Source organism: Halalkalicoccus subterraneus, from assembly GCF_003697815.1.
Taxonomy (GTDB): domain Archaea; phylum Halobacteriota; class Halobacteria; order Halobacteriales; family Halalkalicoccaceae; genus Halalkalicoccus; species Halalkalicoccus subterraneus.
In genome coordinates, this window is sequence record NZ_RDQG01000024.1 from 58,288 (window position 1) to 74,246 (window position 15,959).

The 15,959-nt window shown below is 60.2% G+C and carries 13 protein-coding genes; 5 read left to right on the plus strand and 8 right to left on the minus strand.

The features are described from left to right. Positions 1-37: 37 nt before the first annotated feature. From EAO80_RS07015 to EAO80_RS07040, 5 genes are all read right to left on the minus strand, one after another. Entirely contained in the window at positions 38-973 is a 936-nt protein-coding gene (locus EAO80_RS07015) for an SDR family NAD(P)-dependent oxidoreductase (protein ID WP_122089211.1), read from the minus strand. Positions 974-1,278: 305 nt separating this feature from the next. Continuing rightward, the gene (locus EAO80_RS07020) at positions 1,279-2,400 is read right to left on the minus strand and encodes an AI-2E family transporter (RefSeq protein WP_122089212.1); all 1,122 of its coding nucleotides are present in this window, start codon (positions 2,398-2,400) and stop codon (positions 1,279-1,281) included. A 142-nt stretch (positions 2,401-2,542) separates the two neighbouring features. Continuing rightward, positions 2,543-3,196 (minus strand): hypothetical protein, encoded by a 654-nt coding sequence (locus EAO80_RS19570; protein ID WP_162993912.1) that lies wholly within the window; start codon positions 3,194-3,196, stop codon positions 2,543-2,545. 647 nt (positions 3,197-3,843) lie between these two features. Then, complete coding sequence (locus tag EAO80_RS07035) at positions 3,844-4,491, minus strand: nucleotidyltransferase family protein (protein ID WP_122089215.1); 648 nt, start codon at positions 4,489-4,491, stop codon at positions 3,844-3,846. After that, on the minus strand, positions 4,488-5,681 hold the full coding sequence (locus EAO80_RS07040; RefSeq protein WP_122089216.1) for a molybdopterin molybdotransferase MoeA: 1,194 nt from the start codon (positions 5,679-5,681) through the stop codon (positions 4,488-4,490). Before EAO80_RS07040 ends, EAO80_RS07035 begins: the two co-directional genes overlap by 4 nt. 426 nt (positions 5,682-6,107) lie before the next feature. On the opposite strand from EAO80_RS07040, the gene EAO80_RS07050 reads away from it, so the two are divergent. Continuing rightward, positions 6,108-7,250, plus strand: coding sequence for an XdhC family protein (locus EAO80_RS07050; protein ID WP_122089217.1), 1,143 nt, complete (start codon positions 6,108-6,110; stop codon positions 7,248-7,250). 445 nt (positions 7,251-7,695) lie between these two features. On the opposite strand, the gene EAO80_RS20270 is transcribed toward EAO80_RS07050, so the two are convergent. Together EAO80_RS20270 and EAO80_RS20275 are read right to left on the minus strand one after the other, a co-directional pair. Then, entirely contained in the window at positions 7,696-8,133 is a 438-nt protein-coding gene (locus EAO80_RS20270) for a Cdc6/Cdc18 family protein (protein ID WP_394343430.1), read from the minus strand. Then, the gene (locus EAO80_RS20275) at positions 8,123-8,908 is read right to left on the minus strand and encodes a Cdc6/Cdc18 family protein (RefSeq protein WP_245998506.1); all 786 of its coding nucleotides are present in this window, start codon (positions 8,906-8,908) and stop codon (positions 8,123-8,125) included. The genes EAO80_RS20270 and EAO80_RS20275 overlap by 11 nt, the downstream gene beginning before the upstream one ends. Before the next feature lie 226 nt (positions 8,909-9,134). Here EAO80_RS20275 and EAO80_RS19575 point away from each other — a divergent pair, with 226 nt between their 5' ends. Continuing rightward, positions 9,135-9,272 carry a universal stress protein gene (locus EAO80_RS19575; protein ID WP_281273014.1) on the plus strand — a complete coding sequence of 46 codons (138 nt, stop codon included), beginning with the start codon at positions 9,135-9,137 and terminating at the stop codon, positions 9,270-9,272. A 1,104-nt stretch (positions 9,273-10,376) separates the two neighbouring features. On the opposite strand, the gene EAO80_RS07070 is transcribed toward EAO80_RS19575, so the two are convergent. Next, positions 10,377-10,925, minus strand: coding sequence for a hypothetical protein (locus EAO80_RS07070; RefSeq protein ID WP_122089220.1), 549 nt, complete (start codon positions 10,923-10,925; stop codon positions 10,377-10,379). 464 nt (positions 10,926-11,389) lie between these two features. Between EAO80_RS07070 and EAO80_RS07075 the strand changes: the two genes are divergently transcribed. The 3 genes from EAO80_RS07075 to EAO80_RS07085 all read left to right on the plus strand — a co-directional run. Beyond that, on the plus strand, positions 11,390-12,082 hold the full coding sequence (locus EAO80_RS07075) for an ABC transporter ATP-binding protein (protein WP_394343431.1): 693 nt from the start codon (positions 11,390-11,392) through the stop codon (positions 12,080-12,082). Between the two features lie 114 nt (positions 12,083-12,196). Further along, a complete protein-coding gene (locus EAO80_RS07080; RefSeq protein ID WP_122089222.1) occupies positions 12,197-15,310 on the plus strand; it encodes an FtsX-like permease family protein in 3,114 nt (1,037 codons plus the stop codon). A 120-nt stretch (positions 15,311-15,430) separates the two neighbouring features. Further along, a partial coding sequence (locus EAO80_RS07085) for a twin-arginine translocation signal domain-containing protein (protein ID WP_122089227.1) occupies positions 15,431-15,959 on the plus strand: 529 nt, incomplete at its 3' end.

A 15,959-nucleotide genomic window follows, 5' to 3' on the forward strand; every position in this document is an offset into this window, starting at 1 on the left:
CATCCGAAGACGTGCCTTTACGACGGCATTCCCCTCGCTATCGAACCATTTCCGCGATGAGCTCGCTGGCCGTCCGTCGTACCGCGTTGTCGCTCTCCAGTTCACCGTCCCAGCCCATCCCGGTGAGCTTCTCGATCGAGAGACGCATCTTCGGCACGTCACCGGTCCAGCCGCGCTCGCCGCCCGTGTACTCGTAGTCGGGATCGAGTCCGAGCTCGTCGCTGACGATATCGGCGATCCGGTTGACCGACGTCGTCGTCCGCGTTCCGAGATTGACCGTGTTCATCGGCCGGTCGGCGTGCTCGATGACGTGGAACATGGCATCGAGACAGTCCTCGATATACATGTAGGACTTCTCCTGAAGGCCATTGCCGAGGATCGTCAGCGTCTCGGGATTCGCTTGCAGCTTCTCGATGAAGTCCGGGATCACTGCGCCGCGAAGCCCCGACCCCACGATGTTGGCGAACCGGAAGTTCCAGACCGTCATTCCGTGGGTATGGGCGTACGTTGAGAGCAGGCTTTCGTCGGCGAGCTTGCTCGCTCCATAGACGCTGATCGGTTCGAGAGGAGCGTAGTCTTCGGGAGTCGGTCGGGGTGCTTCCCCGTAGACGGTCGATGAGGAGGTAAACGCGATCTCCGAGACACCGGCATCATCCATCGCCTCGAGGACGTTGTAGGTCATCGCTGTGTTGGCCTCGAACTGCTCGCGTGGATCCTCGTCGTTGACGGATTTGCGCGCTGCGAGGTGGAATACACCGTCGATACGACTGTCGATTACCTCGCTTACGAGGTCACGGTCGGTCAGATCGCCCTCGATCAGTTCGACACTACTGGGCAGCGTCGATCGCTGACTGTTCGAGAAATCATCGACCACAACGACGTCGTTCCCCTCGGCAAGGAGTCGTTCAGTGAGGTGCGAACCGATAAACCCAGCGCCGCCAGTAATGAGGATCCTGCTGTCCGTCAAATCCATGACTAAATGTTACGCACTCTCGTTATTCATGTTTCGATTGTATCGAACCTAGATTGATCCGTTGTTCGAGTGTCCCCTTTCTACTGGTTCCACAGGACGACTCTCGGAGTTCCACACTCCGTACAGGTCACTGAACTCTGGTCTTTGTACTCCCCTTCCGCGAGATCGCCGCCACAGTCGGGACACGTCTCGTCTGCTACCGATAGCTCCGTGATACTTTGAACAACGTCCATATATCACACTCTATCTAATACGTAATAAATACACGTAGTGGCCCATGACAGGTTGTCCGGTACGTGGGGGCATTAGTTCTCGTCGGTGTCGCCTGGATCGCTCATCGCTGGTGCAGTACCGTTTCCCGCTCCGCCAGTTTCCGTCTCGTCTCGCGGAATTCGGGTCGTCTCTCCAGTACGCTCCCGAGCAAAGCAATCGAGAGTGAGTTTCACACCGCCGAGGACGACGGGTCCGATGAACAGCCCGACGGCACCGAAGGCGACGAGCCCACCGAAGATACCGACGACGACGATTGTGGAGTTGTAGGCGCTAGTCTGGCCGATCAAGGCAGGCCGGAAGTACGTATCCGAGAGGGTCACCAGTAGTCCGTATACGGCTATCGCCGCACCGGCGGTTGGCCGCCCCATTACGGTGAGGTACGCTGCCGCCGGAACCCAGACCCCAAACGCGCCGACGAGGGGAAGCAGTGTCAACACGAAGGTGGCGACTGTGAGAAAGACCACCGCCGGAACGCCGGCGACCAGCAACCCGATACCCAACAACACCGCCTGAATGGCCGCGACGGCGACGTTCCCGACGACCGAGGCCCACATGAGCTGATCGAGTCCCGTACGGAGTTCGTCCAGCACCGCATCGTCGACCGGTAACACCCATTGGACCCACGCGAGGAGCCGCTCTCCATCGCGCAACAGGGCGAAGAGGACGAACAACGTGACCGTTAGCCCGATGAACAGACTCGGCAAGCCGCCGACGACGTTGATTGCCCCGATCGTGATGTCCTGGAGAGTCGTCGCGATCCGCTCCTGGTTCGCCTCGTAGAGGGCGACGAAATCGACGGCATACTCGTTGGTCTCGAGTACGTCCTGGATCATTCCGACGGTGAGCTGCCCTTCTCTGAACGAATCGACAACCCCGAGTGACTGTTGTACAGCCACCGTCACGACGTAGACCAGCGGGAGCAAGACGAGCAGTAACGTGGCGATGACGACGGAGATCGCCGCGACCGTCGGCCTGATGTACCGTTCGATGCGTTGCTGGATGGGATGCAGGATATACGCGAGCACGACGCCGAACAGGACGAACTGGAAATACGGCAGTAGAACGAACAGCCCGAGGAGACTGCTCAGTAGCGCGAGTGCGGTCAAACCGGGCTGTTTGACGATCCACTCCGGTGGATCGGGGCTGACTGGCATAGACAGAGATGCAACAGCCTCCTCAATGAGCCCGTTGGTACGCTACGCCAGATGTCCCGATTTAACGGGGGGTATCGAACGCTGTCGCCTTTCAACCGCGGGCGGAAAGTCGGTGGTCACCCACCATAGATTCGATTTCCTGCTAGTTCTCGTCCGTCTCCTCGGTGACCCCGTCCATCTCGTCAAGGACTTCGTTGGTGAACTCCTCGCTCGTCATGTCGTCATCCATGAACTGTTGTAGCCATCGGACATCCAGGAGGAACGCAATCCGCGACTTTTTATCCTCATCGTAAAGTCTAAACTCTATCTCCTCAACATTTGAGAAGAACTCTCCAGCATCAGCATTACGAATCGCGTTTTCGAACGCGGGCGCAAGCGCTTGGAGTTCCTCGGCTAACTCGTTCTGGTCCGTTGTTGTCAGCATCACCTTGATCTTAAGCCGGTGGTCGTGGTAGCTGACCTCCTTCACGTGGATGACATCACTATCGATCTCGAAGTTCTCTCGATCGAATCCGGGGATGCCTTCTTTGTCCTCATGCTCTTCGTCATCCTCTTTGTCCTCATGCTCTTTGCCATCCTCTTTGTCCTCATCCTTCCCTCCGTCTTTGTCACCATCGTCGTTGCCGTTGCTATCGTCGTGACCATCAGATCCGTCATCACCATTGGTCTCGTCATCGGGCTCCGAATCGGTGGTATCGTTCTCATCATCCCCACTCTGGTCTTCGTCGCCGACACAGCCGGCCAGGAGGGTTGTGAACAGGGCACCGCTTCCGAGGAGTACTTTTCGTCTCTCCATATACTCTCTATATCATGTTCCATAATAAGTTTATTGGCTACATATTCTAGATAAAAATTATATAATACACGTCGAATTCGAGCCTCTCGGACCTTCTACTCTCCTTCTAACGAATTAACAGCAGTCTAATTTGAGACGGTTCAGTAGCGGGCCCGATAGAATATTCGGTCGGCTCTTAGGCAGTAGCAATCCATCTTAGTGGCACGCTAACGTTTCAAGTCGAAGATCGTCGATCAAAGGAAAGCAGTGTGTGAATACTGTCTCATCATCCCTTTATGTCCTTCTCGCGATAACGGATGTAGTACGTGAGACGGGGGTCCGTTTTCAATCCGGTGTTTCATCCCTCGTAGCCGTGGTACTCGGCGTTCGAGCGTTGCTTTCTGGGTTGAGACCATTACTCCACATTTCGGAGTTCTGCCGATATCTGTCCATCTGATCCGTCGTTCCGAGTGCCGATTTGGTGTGGTCTGTCGTTCTGAGCTACCGTGATTGTGCCTGCCTTATAACAGCCGCTGTGAGCGGCGTGGATGACGCTGTTACGATGATGGATGGGTGAGCAACCGCGGTCCGACAGCTATCCGAGCTGCAGGTGGTACGGGCCCCATCCTCAATGAACGAGCGAAGCGAGTGAGCGGGATGGAAAAGACTCACTGCCGACGTAGGTCCTCGAGTGTATCGATGTCGATCACTGCTCCGGGGTCGTTTACGTCGACCAGTGCGCTGTCGCCGCTCTCCATCAACACCGGTCGACCGCCAACATCGCCCTCTACAGCCAGAAGCTCGTCGAAGTGGTTCCGGTCGAACAACACCGGATTGCCGCGCTGCCCGTCGTAGGCGGCCGCCAGCGCCGTTCCAAGACCGGCCCGGTAGGCATCGAGCAGGCGGTTCACGGTCGCCGGGTCGACGGCAGGCATATCGCCGGGCAGAAAGACGACACCAGCAGCATCCCCGACAGCCCGTATACCCGCGGCGACGGTCGTCGACAGTCCCGCCTCGTAGCCCGGGTTTCGAACGACACGCACGTCCAGATCGGCGAGCGCAGTCCGAACGGCTTCGGCTTCGTACCCGACGACGACGATCACCGCCGCGAGTTCGGCTCGGAGGAGCGTCCGGACCGCGTGATGGACGAGCGGTTCGCCATCGAGGTCGGCGAGCAACTTGTTTTCCTCGCCGAACCGGGAACTCGTCCCGCCGGCGAGAACGACACCGACGACGCTCGGATCCGCAGTATCGTCTCCGTCAACCGTCTTCGAGCCCTTCTCGGGATCATCGGATCGAGATCCCTCGGCGGTCATTCGAGGGCCTCGTAGGGTACGACTGCGACTCGTTCGCCGGCCTCGAGTGCCTCGCGGGTCAGGACGATCCCATCGGCGAGCAGGACCCGCGTACTCGAGGCGACACGGCCGGGGGCGAATCGCTCGTCGTACAGCGCCAGCGACGAGTCGGCGTGTCCCAGTGGCGTCGCCCGTCCGCCGTCAAGGGTTACCGGTACCGCGAACTCGACGTCGTCGTCGGGAACCGCCAGTCGTGTCGTGAGGTCGGCTGCCAGCGTCGAAAGGCGGTTGATCCCGATGAACAACGGCCGGACGACGACCGTCGCTGCCGTGTGGGCGGCAACCGGCTTTCCCGGCAGCGCACAAACGGGTGTTCCGTCGACCGTCGCGACGGTCATCGGACGACCGGGGCGCAGCTCGACGCCACGAAAGGACACATCGTGCTCCCTCAGAACGTCGACGACGTGATCGGCCCCGCCGACGCTGGTGCCTCCGGTCGTCATGACGATATCATGGGTCGAAGCAGCGGTCGTGATCGCCTCCTGAATGACGGCCGCGTCGTCCGGAACGGGAGCCTCGATGATGGGACGGTGGCCCCAGCGACGGACGAGGTTCGCCAGCATCTCCGAGTCGCGATCGGGCTGTCGGCCCCGGTGAATCTCGGTTCCGGTCGCGAGAACGCCGACGTCGAGTGTTCGGGTCACGGCCACGGTTTCGATGCCGACGTCCCGGAGCAACGCCGCGTGGCGCGGTGCGAACCGCCGGCCGGCCGCGAACAGTCGCTCGCCGGCGGTAGCGGTCGCGCCCGCGGGATAGACGTTCGTTCCCGCGGGGAGTGATGGCCCCGACAGCTGCCCGTCCGTGACGGACGCCTCCTCACGCATCACGACCACGTCGGCCTGTGTCGGCAGCGCCGCTCCGGTCGCCACGGCGACGGCCTCTCCCCGGTCGATGCTCGGCGGCTCGTCCTCCGGGGACACGTCGCCGACCACCGTCAACGGATACCCGTCGGTCGTCGCGAACGCGAATCCGTCCATCGTCGCCCGGTCGTATCGCGGGACGTTCATCGGCGCAGTCACCGGCTCGGCAGTCACCCGACCGGCGATCTCTGTGAGTTCCGCTCGTACTGTTGGAGCGTCCTCTGCGAGCGGATAGAGTCCGAGTAGTCGATCGACCGCGACCGAGCGAGCGACAGATTCCCGTCCATCCATATCTTGGCAGGATGTTCAACCATCATATACCTTGACGGCGCCATCGACCAGCAGTTACTCACTGATCGGAGGCGATCTATTTTAGTTATAATATGGCCGAAATAGGGAAATTGAAAAATAGATAGTTCAAAGTCAGACGGTATCACGATAGAAATTGTCACACGTCAGCAGGAGACACCATGAAATCCAGGTGGACGTTTAAACTCGAGGATACGACCGTCAATGAAGTATGGCTTGCCTGGGTGGCCGCTGCTCTCCCGTATCTCGACGGCCTGTTCGCCTTTGCCGGTCCGAGCGATGTCGCGGAACTGTCCCGGCAACTCAAACGGTCGGGACCGGGCGGACGCATCGGCTACGACTTCGATACGCGGAGTACCCCGAGACTTATCGAAACCGATCAATGACCACCAACCCGATAGATAATTCATGAGTACGAGCGACTGGAGCCTCCCCGAAACGGACGTGTTCGACCGAATCCGAGCGGCTCTCGACGACGATTCGCCGGCCGTCCTGGCGACGGTAATCGCCGTCGAGGGCAGCGCGTACCGGAGACCGGGCGCGAAGATGTTGCTGTCACCGGACGGCACCGGCGCCGGAAGCATCACTGCTGGCTGTCTGGAGGACGAAGTTCGGGCGTTGGCTACCGACGTGTTGGCCGACGGGACTCCTCGCGTCGAGACGTGGGATCTAACCGGTGATGACGACGTCTGGGGCCTCGGTGTCGGCTGTAACGGCGTCATCACCGTCCTGCTGGAATCGCTTGACGCGGCGTATCGTCCCGTCGTCGATGCGCGAGACGCCAGTGAGGCGATCGGCGTCGTGACCGTCGTCGACGGCGAAACCGACGCGACGGTCGGCGATCGGCTCTACTACCACCCGGACGATGGGTTCGCCCACGACGGGGAACCGCTTTCAAGAACTGTACTGGACGAACTGGACGATCCGACGCGGGAACTCGTCGGTTCGGGCGATGCGGAGACGCTAACCATCGATTCTGCGGACGGCAGTATCGAGGTGTACGTCGAGGGAATCAGACCGCCGCCCGAACTCGTCGTGTTCGGGTCCGGTCACGACATTGACCCGGTCGTCGAGCTATCGAAACTCGTCGATTTTCGCGTGACCGTAGTCTCGTTTCGCGGTGGCCAGGCCGACGCCGAGCGATTCTCGCGGGCCGACACCGTGGTCTCGACATCACCACGCGAGGTCGGTGAACTCCGGGAGTGGGATCGGGACACGTACGCGGTCGTGATGACGCATAACTTCCTCGACGACCGGTTCGCACTCGAACAACTGCTTGAAACGCCAGTCCCGTACATCGGGCTAATGGGACCCCGAAAGCGGTTCGAGGAGATGCGCGAGGCGTTCGCCGAGAAGGGTCGAACGTTCACGGACGCCGAACGCGAGCGCATCCATACGCCCATCGGGTTGAACCTCGGTGGCGATGCACCGTTTCAGATCGCGTTCAGTATCGTCTCGGAACTGCTCGCCGTCGCCCACGATCGTACACCACGACACCTCACCCAGCACGAGGGCCCGATCCACGACCGTATCGACCTCCGGCCTGACTAACTCATGGACCGAACGAACGAGGACGACGAGGGAGGAACGATGCTCGCCGGACGTGGACCATTGCTGCGAACTTCCATAGCCCCGCCGAGTACGGGATCCCGACCGCGCCCTCGCTCGAGGCCAAACGGTGCGCTAACGGTGTGTTAGTACTGGTGGCGCCCGACGGTACGACGCCGGCTCTGACGGCAAAACGCACCAGTCGCGTCCGTACAGACGGCAGTCGGTTGTGTCTTCACTCTGGGATGACACTGGGTTAGCACTAGAAACGACCGAAGACGACTTGGAATCGATGAGATATTCCGGTTTAGTTCCCGCCTATTGAGTAGACGGTTTTTGATAGTCAGACAGTGAATGTCACTGCCTACAGCACCGATGTACTCGTTGTCGAGATGAACTGCCCCTGATCAATTTACTACCCTTCGTGAAACACCGTCCGCCGTCGGATTCACGATGACTCGTCCGTCGTCGGTGGTCCTCGTTGATCGAGCGCATCCTCCGTCCATCGCGGATCGAACGTCGTTTCGTGTTGCTTGACTCGCCCGCCTCGACCACGCGACTCGATCCAAGACTCAATCAGTCCCATCGTCTCGAGATCGGTCAGCACGTTTTGAACCGCTCGATCGCTCAACCCGAGGTTCGCTAACGAGGACTCGTGCAACGCTTGCTGGATCTCCGCCGTCGAGACCGGCTGTTTGATCTCGTCGGTCTCTGTCTCCTCCCAGTAGCTCATACAGAGCAACACCGCGTGGTGGTTTTTCGGCAGTGCAGCTAGTTTCTCGAGGACGGCCTCCTTATCGGTCGTATCGATACACTCATCGAAGCATGTTCGGGTGACTTCGTCAAGACCGCGTTCGTTAGCCAGTTCACCCGCGTTACGGAACAGCGAAAGTGCCTTCCGTGCATCCCCCCCAGTAGTTTGCTGCTTGCTGCACTCCGTATTCGCTGACCCGGTCGGAGAGCGCGCCGGGTCTGAATGCTCGTTCGAGTCGTGGAGCCAATAGTGCGGTAAGTTTCTCCTTCCCGTATGGTCCGAAGAACACCGATTCGTCGCTCATCGCACTTTCGATACGACTATCGAGACGGAGGTCCACGTCTATGAGCTGGTTGCTAATGAGCCACGCCGAAAGGGTAATCCTCCGTTTGAGTTTCCCCTCACCGCGTAGCAACCGGTAGAGAAACTCGTTGGGATCGTAGTTTGAGTCGTGTTGAATCTGATCGATCTCATCGAGGATCAACACCGTATACTGGGGATAGCTCTCAAGTGCGGTCCAGATGCCTTCAAAGACGCCGTCCAATCCCTCGTACGACTTCTTTCGTTCCCCGGTCAGTTCGAGAAGGATCTCGTTGGCCGCGCTAAAGAGTGTTCGACACTCTTTCAGGTTCACGTACTCGACAGCAAGCGTCGTATTTCGAGATGCGAACTCCTGACATACTCGTCGCGTCGTTAGTGTCTTTCCCGTCCCAGGCGGTCCATGGATCGCTACCGTCGGCGGAATATACCCCTCGTTGACGCCGTTGAGTATCGTTGCGAGCTGTCGTTCTTCGTTTTCCCGCGCGACGACGGTGTCCGGTTCGGCAAGTGGATCGAGCGCGCCTTTGTCCTGAAAGACGCTTTCGGTCGATTCGGTTTCGTCGAAGAGATCATCGTAGCGGGTCATTCGTTGTCCTCACGCCTCGTGGTCTCACACGAACTACGAGTGTATATATACATATATGGATTACAGATAACTGTAAGGGTTGGTAGATCACTAGATCTCGCTCCTTTCGAAACCAGGCTATCATCGCTAGCTAGGTCCCCTTGGGTGAGTCGTCAAAGCGGTTCTCCCTGACTGGATCGATTGGCGACAGGAGGAAGGAACCGACACGAGTTCGACGGTCGTCTCCATCGTCGAGGACTACGATCTCGTGGTCGTCAGTGAGACGGAACCGGAACTTCGAGAGCGACTCATCGGTGACCTGACCGACGACCTCATCGATCGATCACCGAAACCGGTGCTGGTGGTTCGTACGGGAGATCTCTAACGATCTGTGTCGGATCAAATGTACTACTACTGCGTCTACTCGTTTCTATAAATACACACCATATTAGTAAGAAGAATTATATAATTTCACGCTAATGTCGCAATATAGAATGTCACGCCCCGACCTCCCCCGTGCGAGAATGATTACCGAGTATGTCCCAGTCGAAGCGAATCGGTATCGGTGGCACATCCTTCGGTATCTCCGGATGTGTACCTATCCCGCTGGTCTCTCCGAGCTCAGCACCCACATCGGATCACGGGTCGGGGACCGACCGGAGATCATCAAGCAAACGATCCGTGAGCGGGATTTACCGGCACTAGCCGAGTGTGCTGCGATCAAATACGATCCTGAATCCGAGGTAACCTGTCTACGGGACGACCACGGATCGTTCGCACACCACGTCCGACGAGCGCTCGCTGGAGGGGTAATCTCACACCTAAAGCCCATCCGATTCACTCGCGTTGGCGATCGCAGTGACGCCGCTGATACTTCGATTGTCGAGTGAGCGAACACCACTCGTGGCGCTCTCGATATCTCGAAAACTTCGTCCGTTTTTGGCCCTTCAAGGGTATCGTTGTGTTTGAGACCGTCAGTACCCCTCGGTGGCGGCCACCTCCTCGAAGGACCCGTTGTACTGATACGGACACCGCAACTGCCCGTTCAGCAACCCACACTTCCGCAGTGAAGACCGAGATCGACCCCTGCGACGCCTTGTAGCTCTCCCCTCAGAATCGATTCCGAGACGCAACTCACCCATCTACTCTCGCCCGAAACCCCTCCGCACGGGAGGGGCTTGGGTGGAATTGCGAGATGACGGCTTGCTGGGATGCCAGCCGTCAGCAGAACATCGAATGTCAGTTCACTTAATACATTGGGTAGTTGACTCTTAAGTCCGGGCGTATACCAGTGCGCACGTGAGAATCGGTGATATCGGACTCGAAACGCTTGTGACCGCCCTGCGTACTGCTCCCCGTATTTCGAGCGGTCATCTGACCGTGTAGGTCATGCAGAACTGCGACGGGACATGAGAGTGACCTCAAGCCCCTAGAGACGATAAACCCGGAACTGATCACGGAACTCGCGATGAACCGACAGTCGGGTAGATCAGTACGTGAGCCGAAGCCCGTCGTCCCAGCGGTCGCCGGCGTTCGCCATCCAGTCGACCAGACCGGCGACCTGACGGATCGTTACGAAGTTATACGACGCGTTCGACGGGAAGTCGATGTCGTAGTCACCGCTACCATCGTCCCGGTAGACGCCTCCGAGTCCCTTCTGAATCCCGCGAACGTCCTCGAACATCTGATCGCGGACGTCCCGGAGCGCCGAGTTGCGCGCACGCCACTTCTCCTCGTGGATCGCATCGAGGACGGCCTGCAGGGCCGCGTCCTGTTCCTCGTCCGAGAGGTGGTCGGGGAGGAACGCGCGGGGCTGTCCGAAGTCGTTGGCCGCGAAAAAGACCAAATCGCCGTCGAACCGACTCTCGTTTTCCTCGAGTACCGATCGGATGGCGTCCTCATCCATATCCGGATCGGTCGTATCGCGCAGATCCAGTTGCTGGTCGATCAGGTCGAGATACTGCGCGTTCGGATCGTCCGCGTCGGCCCGTGTTCGGCTGCTTATGCTCGTTCCGAGTCCGAGAGCGCCGATACCCATACCCGCTGTACTCAGCAGTCGTCGTCTGTTGAACGTCTTTTCATCCATTTTTGTTTCCGTCCCGCTTATCGTCGCAGTGGAGGGGACAGTAGAGCTATCCGCCAAGGTGTCCTTCAATTTTCTCGACGAATGCGTCATATATGATTTACAACAGGTCCCATCCTAACAGACCGTTTCGGATCGACCACCGAGTTCACCCAGATACTACCCTATCTCTCGGCCAGTCTGCGGTTCTGGCAAGGTGTCGGTAGTGCGGGAGAGACCGCCGTTCGGACCTGGACAGCCCCCACACCTCCTTCCCACCGATCCGTGAGAACCAATTCACGAACAGATCGATACCGTTGACAGCTATATATAATACACATAATAATAGAAAAAGATAACTACCAAAAAACTATCTTAATGCTAGTATCTATTAGTGACTAAAGAATTATAACCCTCTAACCACTTACTATGTGGTAGTGATAACCGATCTACTCCATGCCGATGACCTCGTTATTCAGCGTGGTGGGCAAGCGATTCTGGACGGGGTGTCGATCACAATCGATCGGGACAGCAGCACCCTGATTCAAGGCCCTAGCGGGTCAGGGAAGACGACGCTGTTCAACGTGTTGGGACTGCTCGATTCCCCAACAGCCGGCTCGCTCGTCGTCGACGGGACCGACGTCAGCGAAGCATCGGAACGGAAACGGGCCCGAATCCGCCGTGAAACCGTCGGGTTCGTCTTTCAGGACTTTCGACTTATCGGCGATCTGACTGCCCGCGAGAACGCCGCGCTCCCGCAAGAACACCGCGGGAAGCGCGACGAAGCGTGGCTTGAGACGGTCTTCGAGGAACTCGACATCACTGATCTGGTCGATCAGTACCCCGCGACGCTCAGCGGCGGCGAGAAACAGCGTGTCGCCATCGCCCGCGCGCTGGCGAATCGACCCGACGTCATCCTTGCCGACGAACCGACCGGCCAGCTTGATCCCGAAACCGCCGAGCGGGTTCTCGACCTCCTGTTCGACCTGCGGGACCGGACGGAGATGGCGCTGGTCGTGATCAGCCACGACCGCCGATTGGCTGACCGATTCGACCGGGTTCTGCTCCTCGATGACGGAACGCTGACCGAGCGAACGCCAGCGCAACCCGCCCAAGCACCGGCAGTTCGCTGACGATCCTTTCATACCATGTCGACGCTCATATCCCTTCCCAACCGCCGGCCGGATCGCACCGGAGAGATCTCTGTTTCGAAGTATCGATCGGTGATTCTCGTGGGGCGGTGATCAATGGGTTACCGGCGATCGCTCGTTCGACAGTGGTCGCGCCGAGACTGGCTGACGATCGTCATCATCGCGGTCAGCGCCGCCTTCCTCGTCGGGATGACGTTGTTGCTCCTGACCGCAGGGACACAGATCGGGGCATTGACGGCCGATACGTCGACCGCGACGACCGCGACCTACCACGACTCGGTCGCGGATGCCGAACGTGCCAGCGGCGCCGACGCGATCGTCTTCCCGCTCGCGACCGTCGAGGACGGCGACGGAACCGAACACACCGTCGTCGGCGTTCCACCCGGTGCGCCGGAGATCCTCGCCGATGCTTCGACCGGGGCGCAAACGGCGACCATTCCGCCGCCCGGTGATGCGGAGACGGTCTCTGGACCCGGATCGGACAACGAGACGATCCAGTTCGTCGGCCAGGACGGCGAGCTAGCGGCGACCGTGACGCCCCACCAGGAGGAGACGATCTTCCCTGCACAGTGGTACACGACCAGTAGCTCGACGGTCGAACGCCTCGGGGCGACGGGCGCGATCGCTATCGGCCCCGGCGACGCCCCGTCCGACGGAAGCGCGATCCTCCCGTCGTTCGATCAGTCCGATACCGGTGTGCCCCTCGTTTCGGCACATGCGTTCTTGCTGACCGGGATGCAGGAGATCCTCCAGATGCTGACGGTCGCGACCGCCGCCGGCGCCATCGTTATTCTGGTGGTTCTCTACAGCGTGACCCGCATCAGCGTCTGGGAACGTCTGGAGCTGCTGGCGGTCATCCGATCGACCGGCGGAACGCCGCTTGGCGTTCTCTCGTTGTTCGGGCTCAGATCGACGCTTCTCTCACTCGTCGGCGTCCTCGGAGGGTTCTTTATCGGGACGATCGTTCCACCGGCCGTGATCGCGCTCGCCACGCGAGCCGGCCTCTCGGTTACGCTCGAACCGCGGCTCACCTGGCCGATCCTCCGGGTCCTCGTCCCGATGCTCGCCGTACTCGTGGTCGTGGGCGCGGTCGCCGGTGTGCTCGCCGCCCGGCCGGCGGTGACTGCCTCGCCGACGGCACTTCGAGGGCTCGCCGGCCAGCGCCACCCCCTCCCGATCGTCCACCGGTTCACGAAGCGGCTTCCGTCGTCGTTTTCACCGACCTTCCTCGATACGCGGACGATCGTTCCGACCGGCGCGACGCTCGCCGTGTTCGTCCTCCTCGTCCTGCTGGTTGGCGGTCTCAGTACCGCGGTCGCACCGCTTGATACCACCGAGACCGGCACGATAACGTCGGCCGGTGCCTCCCACCCGATCGACAGCCGTCTCGACACGAACATCGCGGATACGTTCCGGGCCGAGGGGGTCAATGCGAGCTCCGAACTCGTCATCGCACAGGTCCACGATGGTCAGTCGTATCTCGTACGGGGAGCGGACTACTCCGACTTCGCCTCCGTAACGGACACGGAGCTGGTCGCCGGCCGCGAACCGTCCGCGCCGGACGAAGCCGTCATCGGGAGTAGCCTCGCGGAGATGCAGGACGTCTCCGTCGGCGAGACGCGAACGCTCGGAGGGAGCGACCGACCCGGCGTCGCCCGCGTTACGATCGTCGGGGTCTACGAGTCCGACGGCACGGCCGACGACCAACTCATGGTCCCACTCGAAACCGGCCACCAGCTCTCGCTCGATCCGGGGACCGTACATATGATCCGGACGTCGGGGGACGCCGATGGCGTCTTCGATGCCGCAGCAGGTGCTGACAGCGAAGCGAACGCTGACGGATCCACTGAACGGGAGCTGGTTCAGGACGTCAGCGCGCCGGAGACGATCGTCACCGGCGAGGCGGTCCCGATCACGGTCTTCGTTCGTAACGACGACTCCTCGTCGGTCACACAAACGCTCGAGATCGACGTCGGCGAGGAGACGATCGAACGCGAGATAACCCTCGAACCCGAGGAAGAGACCCAACTCGAACTCGAATACACGTTCGACTCGGCGGGCACGCAGACGATCGACGTTCACGGCCAGACACAGGACGTCACCGTCCTTACGCCTGAGACGCCCGTGTTGCCCGAGACACTCCCCGAGGAGGCACCGCCCGATTCGACCCTCCTCGTTCCGGTGACGACCCCGGCCGGCGACCCCATCTCGGATGCGACCGTTTCGATCGACGGTACCGAAGCGACAACCGATGCCGACGGCATCGCGCGGATCGACCTCCCGGCGGCCGAGGGCGAGTACGACCTCACCACGACGTACGCCGGCGAAGAGGGGACGAGCCACACGGTTCGGATCGTCGACGGCCAGCAACGGCTGTTCGGGGCGGATCTCGAGGTTGCCCCCCAGACCGGGACGCCGACCACCACCCCCGAACTGACGGTGACGTTGGCAAACCACTGGCCGGACGAACGGACCCAGACGACGACCATCGACACGCCAGTCGACGGACAAACACAGGACGTGACGCTCGCTCCGGGCGAATCCACGACCATGAACCGGACGCTCGGCGAGGCGGACACGGAGCAGATCCCGCCCGGTGAATACGTGTTCGAAGTGAACGCGGAGGACGAACCGATCGCGACCGAAACCTACCGCGTGCTGGACGGTGCGTTCGATCTCGAATCGCTCCCTGCCGAGGCACAGTACCAGTCCGGAGCGGCCATGGGACAGCTCATCGAGCAGACGATCGGCAACATCCAGATCCTGTTCGGGACGATGATCGCGCTTGCGGGGCTGATGACGATCGGAAGTACGACCGCCGCGTTCGCACAGGCGGTTCACGCTCGCAAGAAGGCGATCTCGATTCATCGCTCGACCGGCGCCAGCCCGCTTCAAGTGCTCCGTATCATCGTTCTCGACGCCTGTAAGCTGGCGATTCCGGCCGTCGTTCTCGCCGCGATCGGCGCAGTCGTTGCGCTCTTCTGTCTGAATGCGCTGGGCTTGTTGAGCGTCTTCGGCGTTCGGTTGACGGCTGACTTACCGCCGGTGCTCATCCTGTCGACGCTTGCGGGGGCCGTGGTTATCGCCGTCTGTAGTGCCGCCCTTGCGGCGCTTCCGACGCTGCTCTCCTCGCCGATCGCCGTCTGGCAGGGTACTCGAACCAAAACCCCCACGCCGTCGAACGATACCGGTCGATCGGACGAACGATAATCGCCGTAGACACCATCTCGAGTACCCCTTTCTATGCGATTACTAACCTGTTAAGCGTTCGAGTTCATTTCGTTTATTTTACTCTTATTTATATTCATATAGATATAGAAATGTAGATACATGGTCGAACGACCTACCACAGACGACGGTGGAAGCGCGAACAATTGGACCCGACGAACGTTCATGGCGGCCCTCGGTGCAACCGGTGTTGCGGCCGTTGCGGGCAACGCCCAAGCGGCTGACGAGGATATCGTCAACGATCTCGAACAAGCGGATGAGGGCAACGTGGACTTACGAGCGTTTGACGAGGTGCTCGGGCGGCTCGAAGCCGCCGCCGACGCCCTCGAATTCCCCGCTCGACGCATCGGCGCTAACCCCCGGGGCGCCCAGCACGGTGCGTCCCGCTGGGGGATCCACTTCGAGACCGAGCACCCGATCCATCTCGGTGAGGCGACCGTCGACGCCGACCAGGCCGGCACGTTCAGTGCCGTCGTCGGCGAGTACGACGGCAGCAGCTTCAGCCCCGTTCACGAACGCAATATTGGCGTCGACACGGGACTCAACACGATCGATCTCGACATGGCTCTCGAACCCGGCGAGTACCTCCTGACGCGCGACGGGAGCTTTCCGCTGCGCCGGGCCGCGTGGT

Coding starts and splice junctions, on each gene's coding strand:
- EAO80_RS07070 (WP_122089220.1), bottom strand. CDS start 10,925: ATGGGTATCGGCGCTCTCGGACTCGGAACGAGCATAAGCAGCCGAACA.
- EAO80_RS07080 (WP_122089222.1), top strand. CDS start 12,197: ATGGGTTACCGGCGATCGCTCGTTCGACAGTGGTCGCGCCGAGACTGG.
- EAO80_RS07015 (WP_122089211.1), bottom strand. CDS start 973: ATGGATTTGACGGACAGCAGGATCCTCATTACTGGCGGCGCTGGGTTT.
- EAO80_RS07050 (WP_122089217.1), top strand. CDS start 6,108: ATGAGTACGAGCGACTGGAGCCTCCCCGAAACGGACGTGTTCGACCGA.
- EAO80_RS07020 (WP_122089212.1), bottom strand. CDS start 2,400: ATGCCAGTCAGCCCCGATCCACCGGAGTGGATCGTCAAACAGCCCGGT.
- EAO80_RS19570 (WP_162993912.1), bottom strand. CDS start 3,196: ATGGAGAGACGAAAAGTACTCCTCGGAAGCGGTGCCCTGTTCACAACC.
- EAO80_RS07040 (WP_122089216.1), bottom strand. CDS start 5,681: ATGGATGGACGGGAATCTGTCGCTCGCTCGGTCGCGGTCGATCGACTA.
- EAO80_RS07035 (WP_122089215.1), bottom strand. CDS start 4,491: ATGACCGCCGAGGGATCTCGATCCGATGATCCCGAGAAGGGCTCGAAG.
- EAO80_RS20275 (WP_245998506.1), bottom strand. CDS start 8,908: ATGACCCGCTACGATGATCTCTTCGACGAAACCGAATCGACCGAAAGC.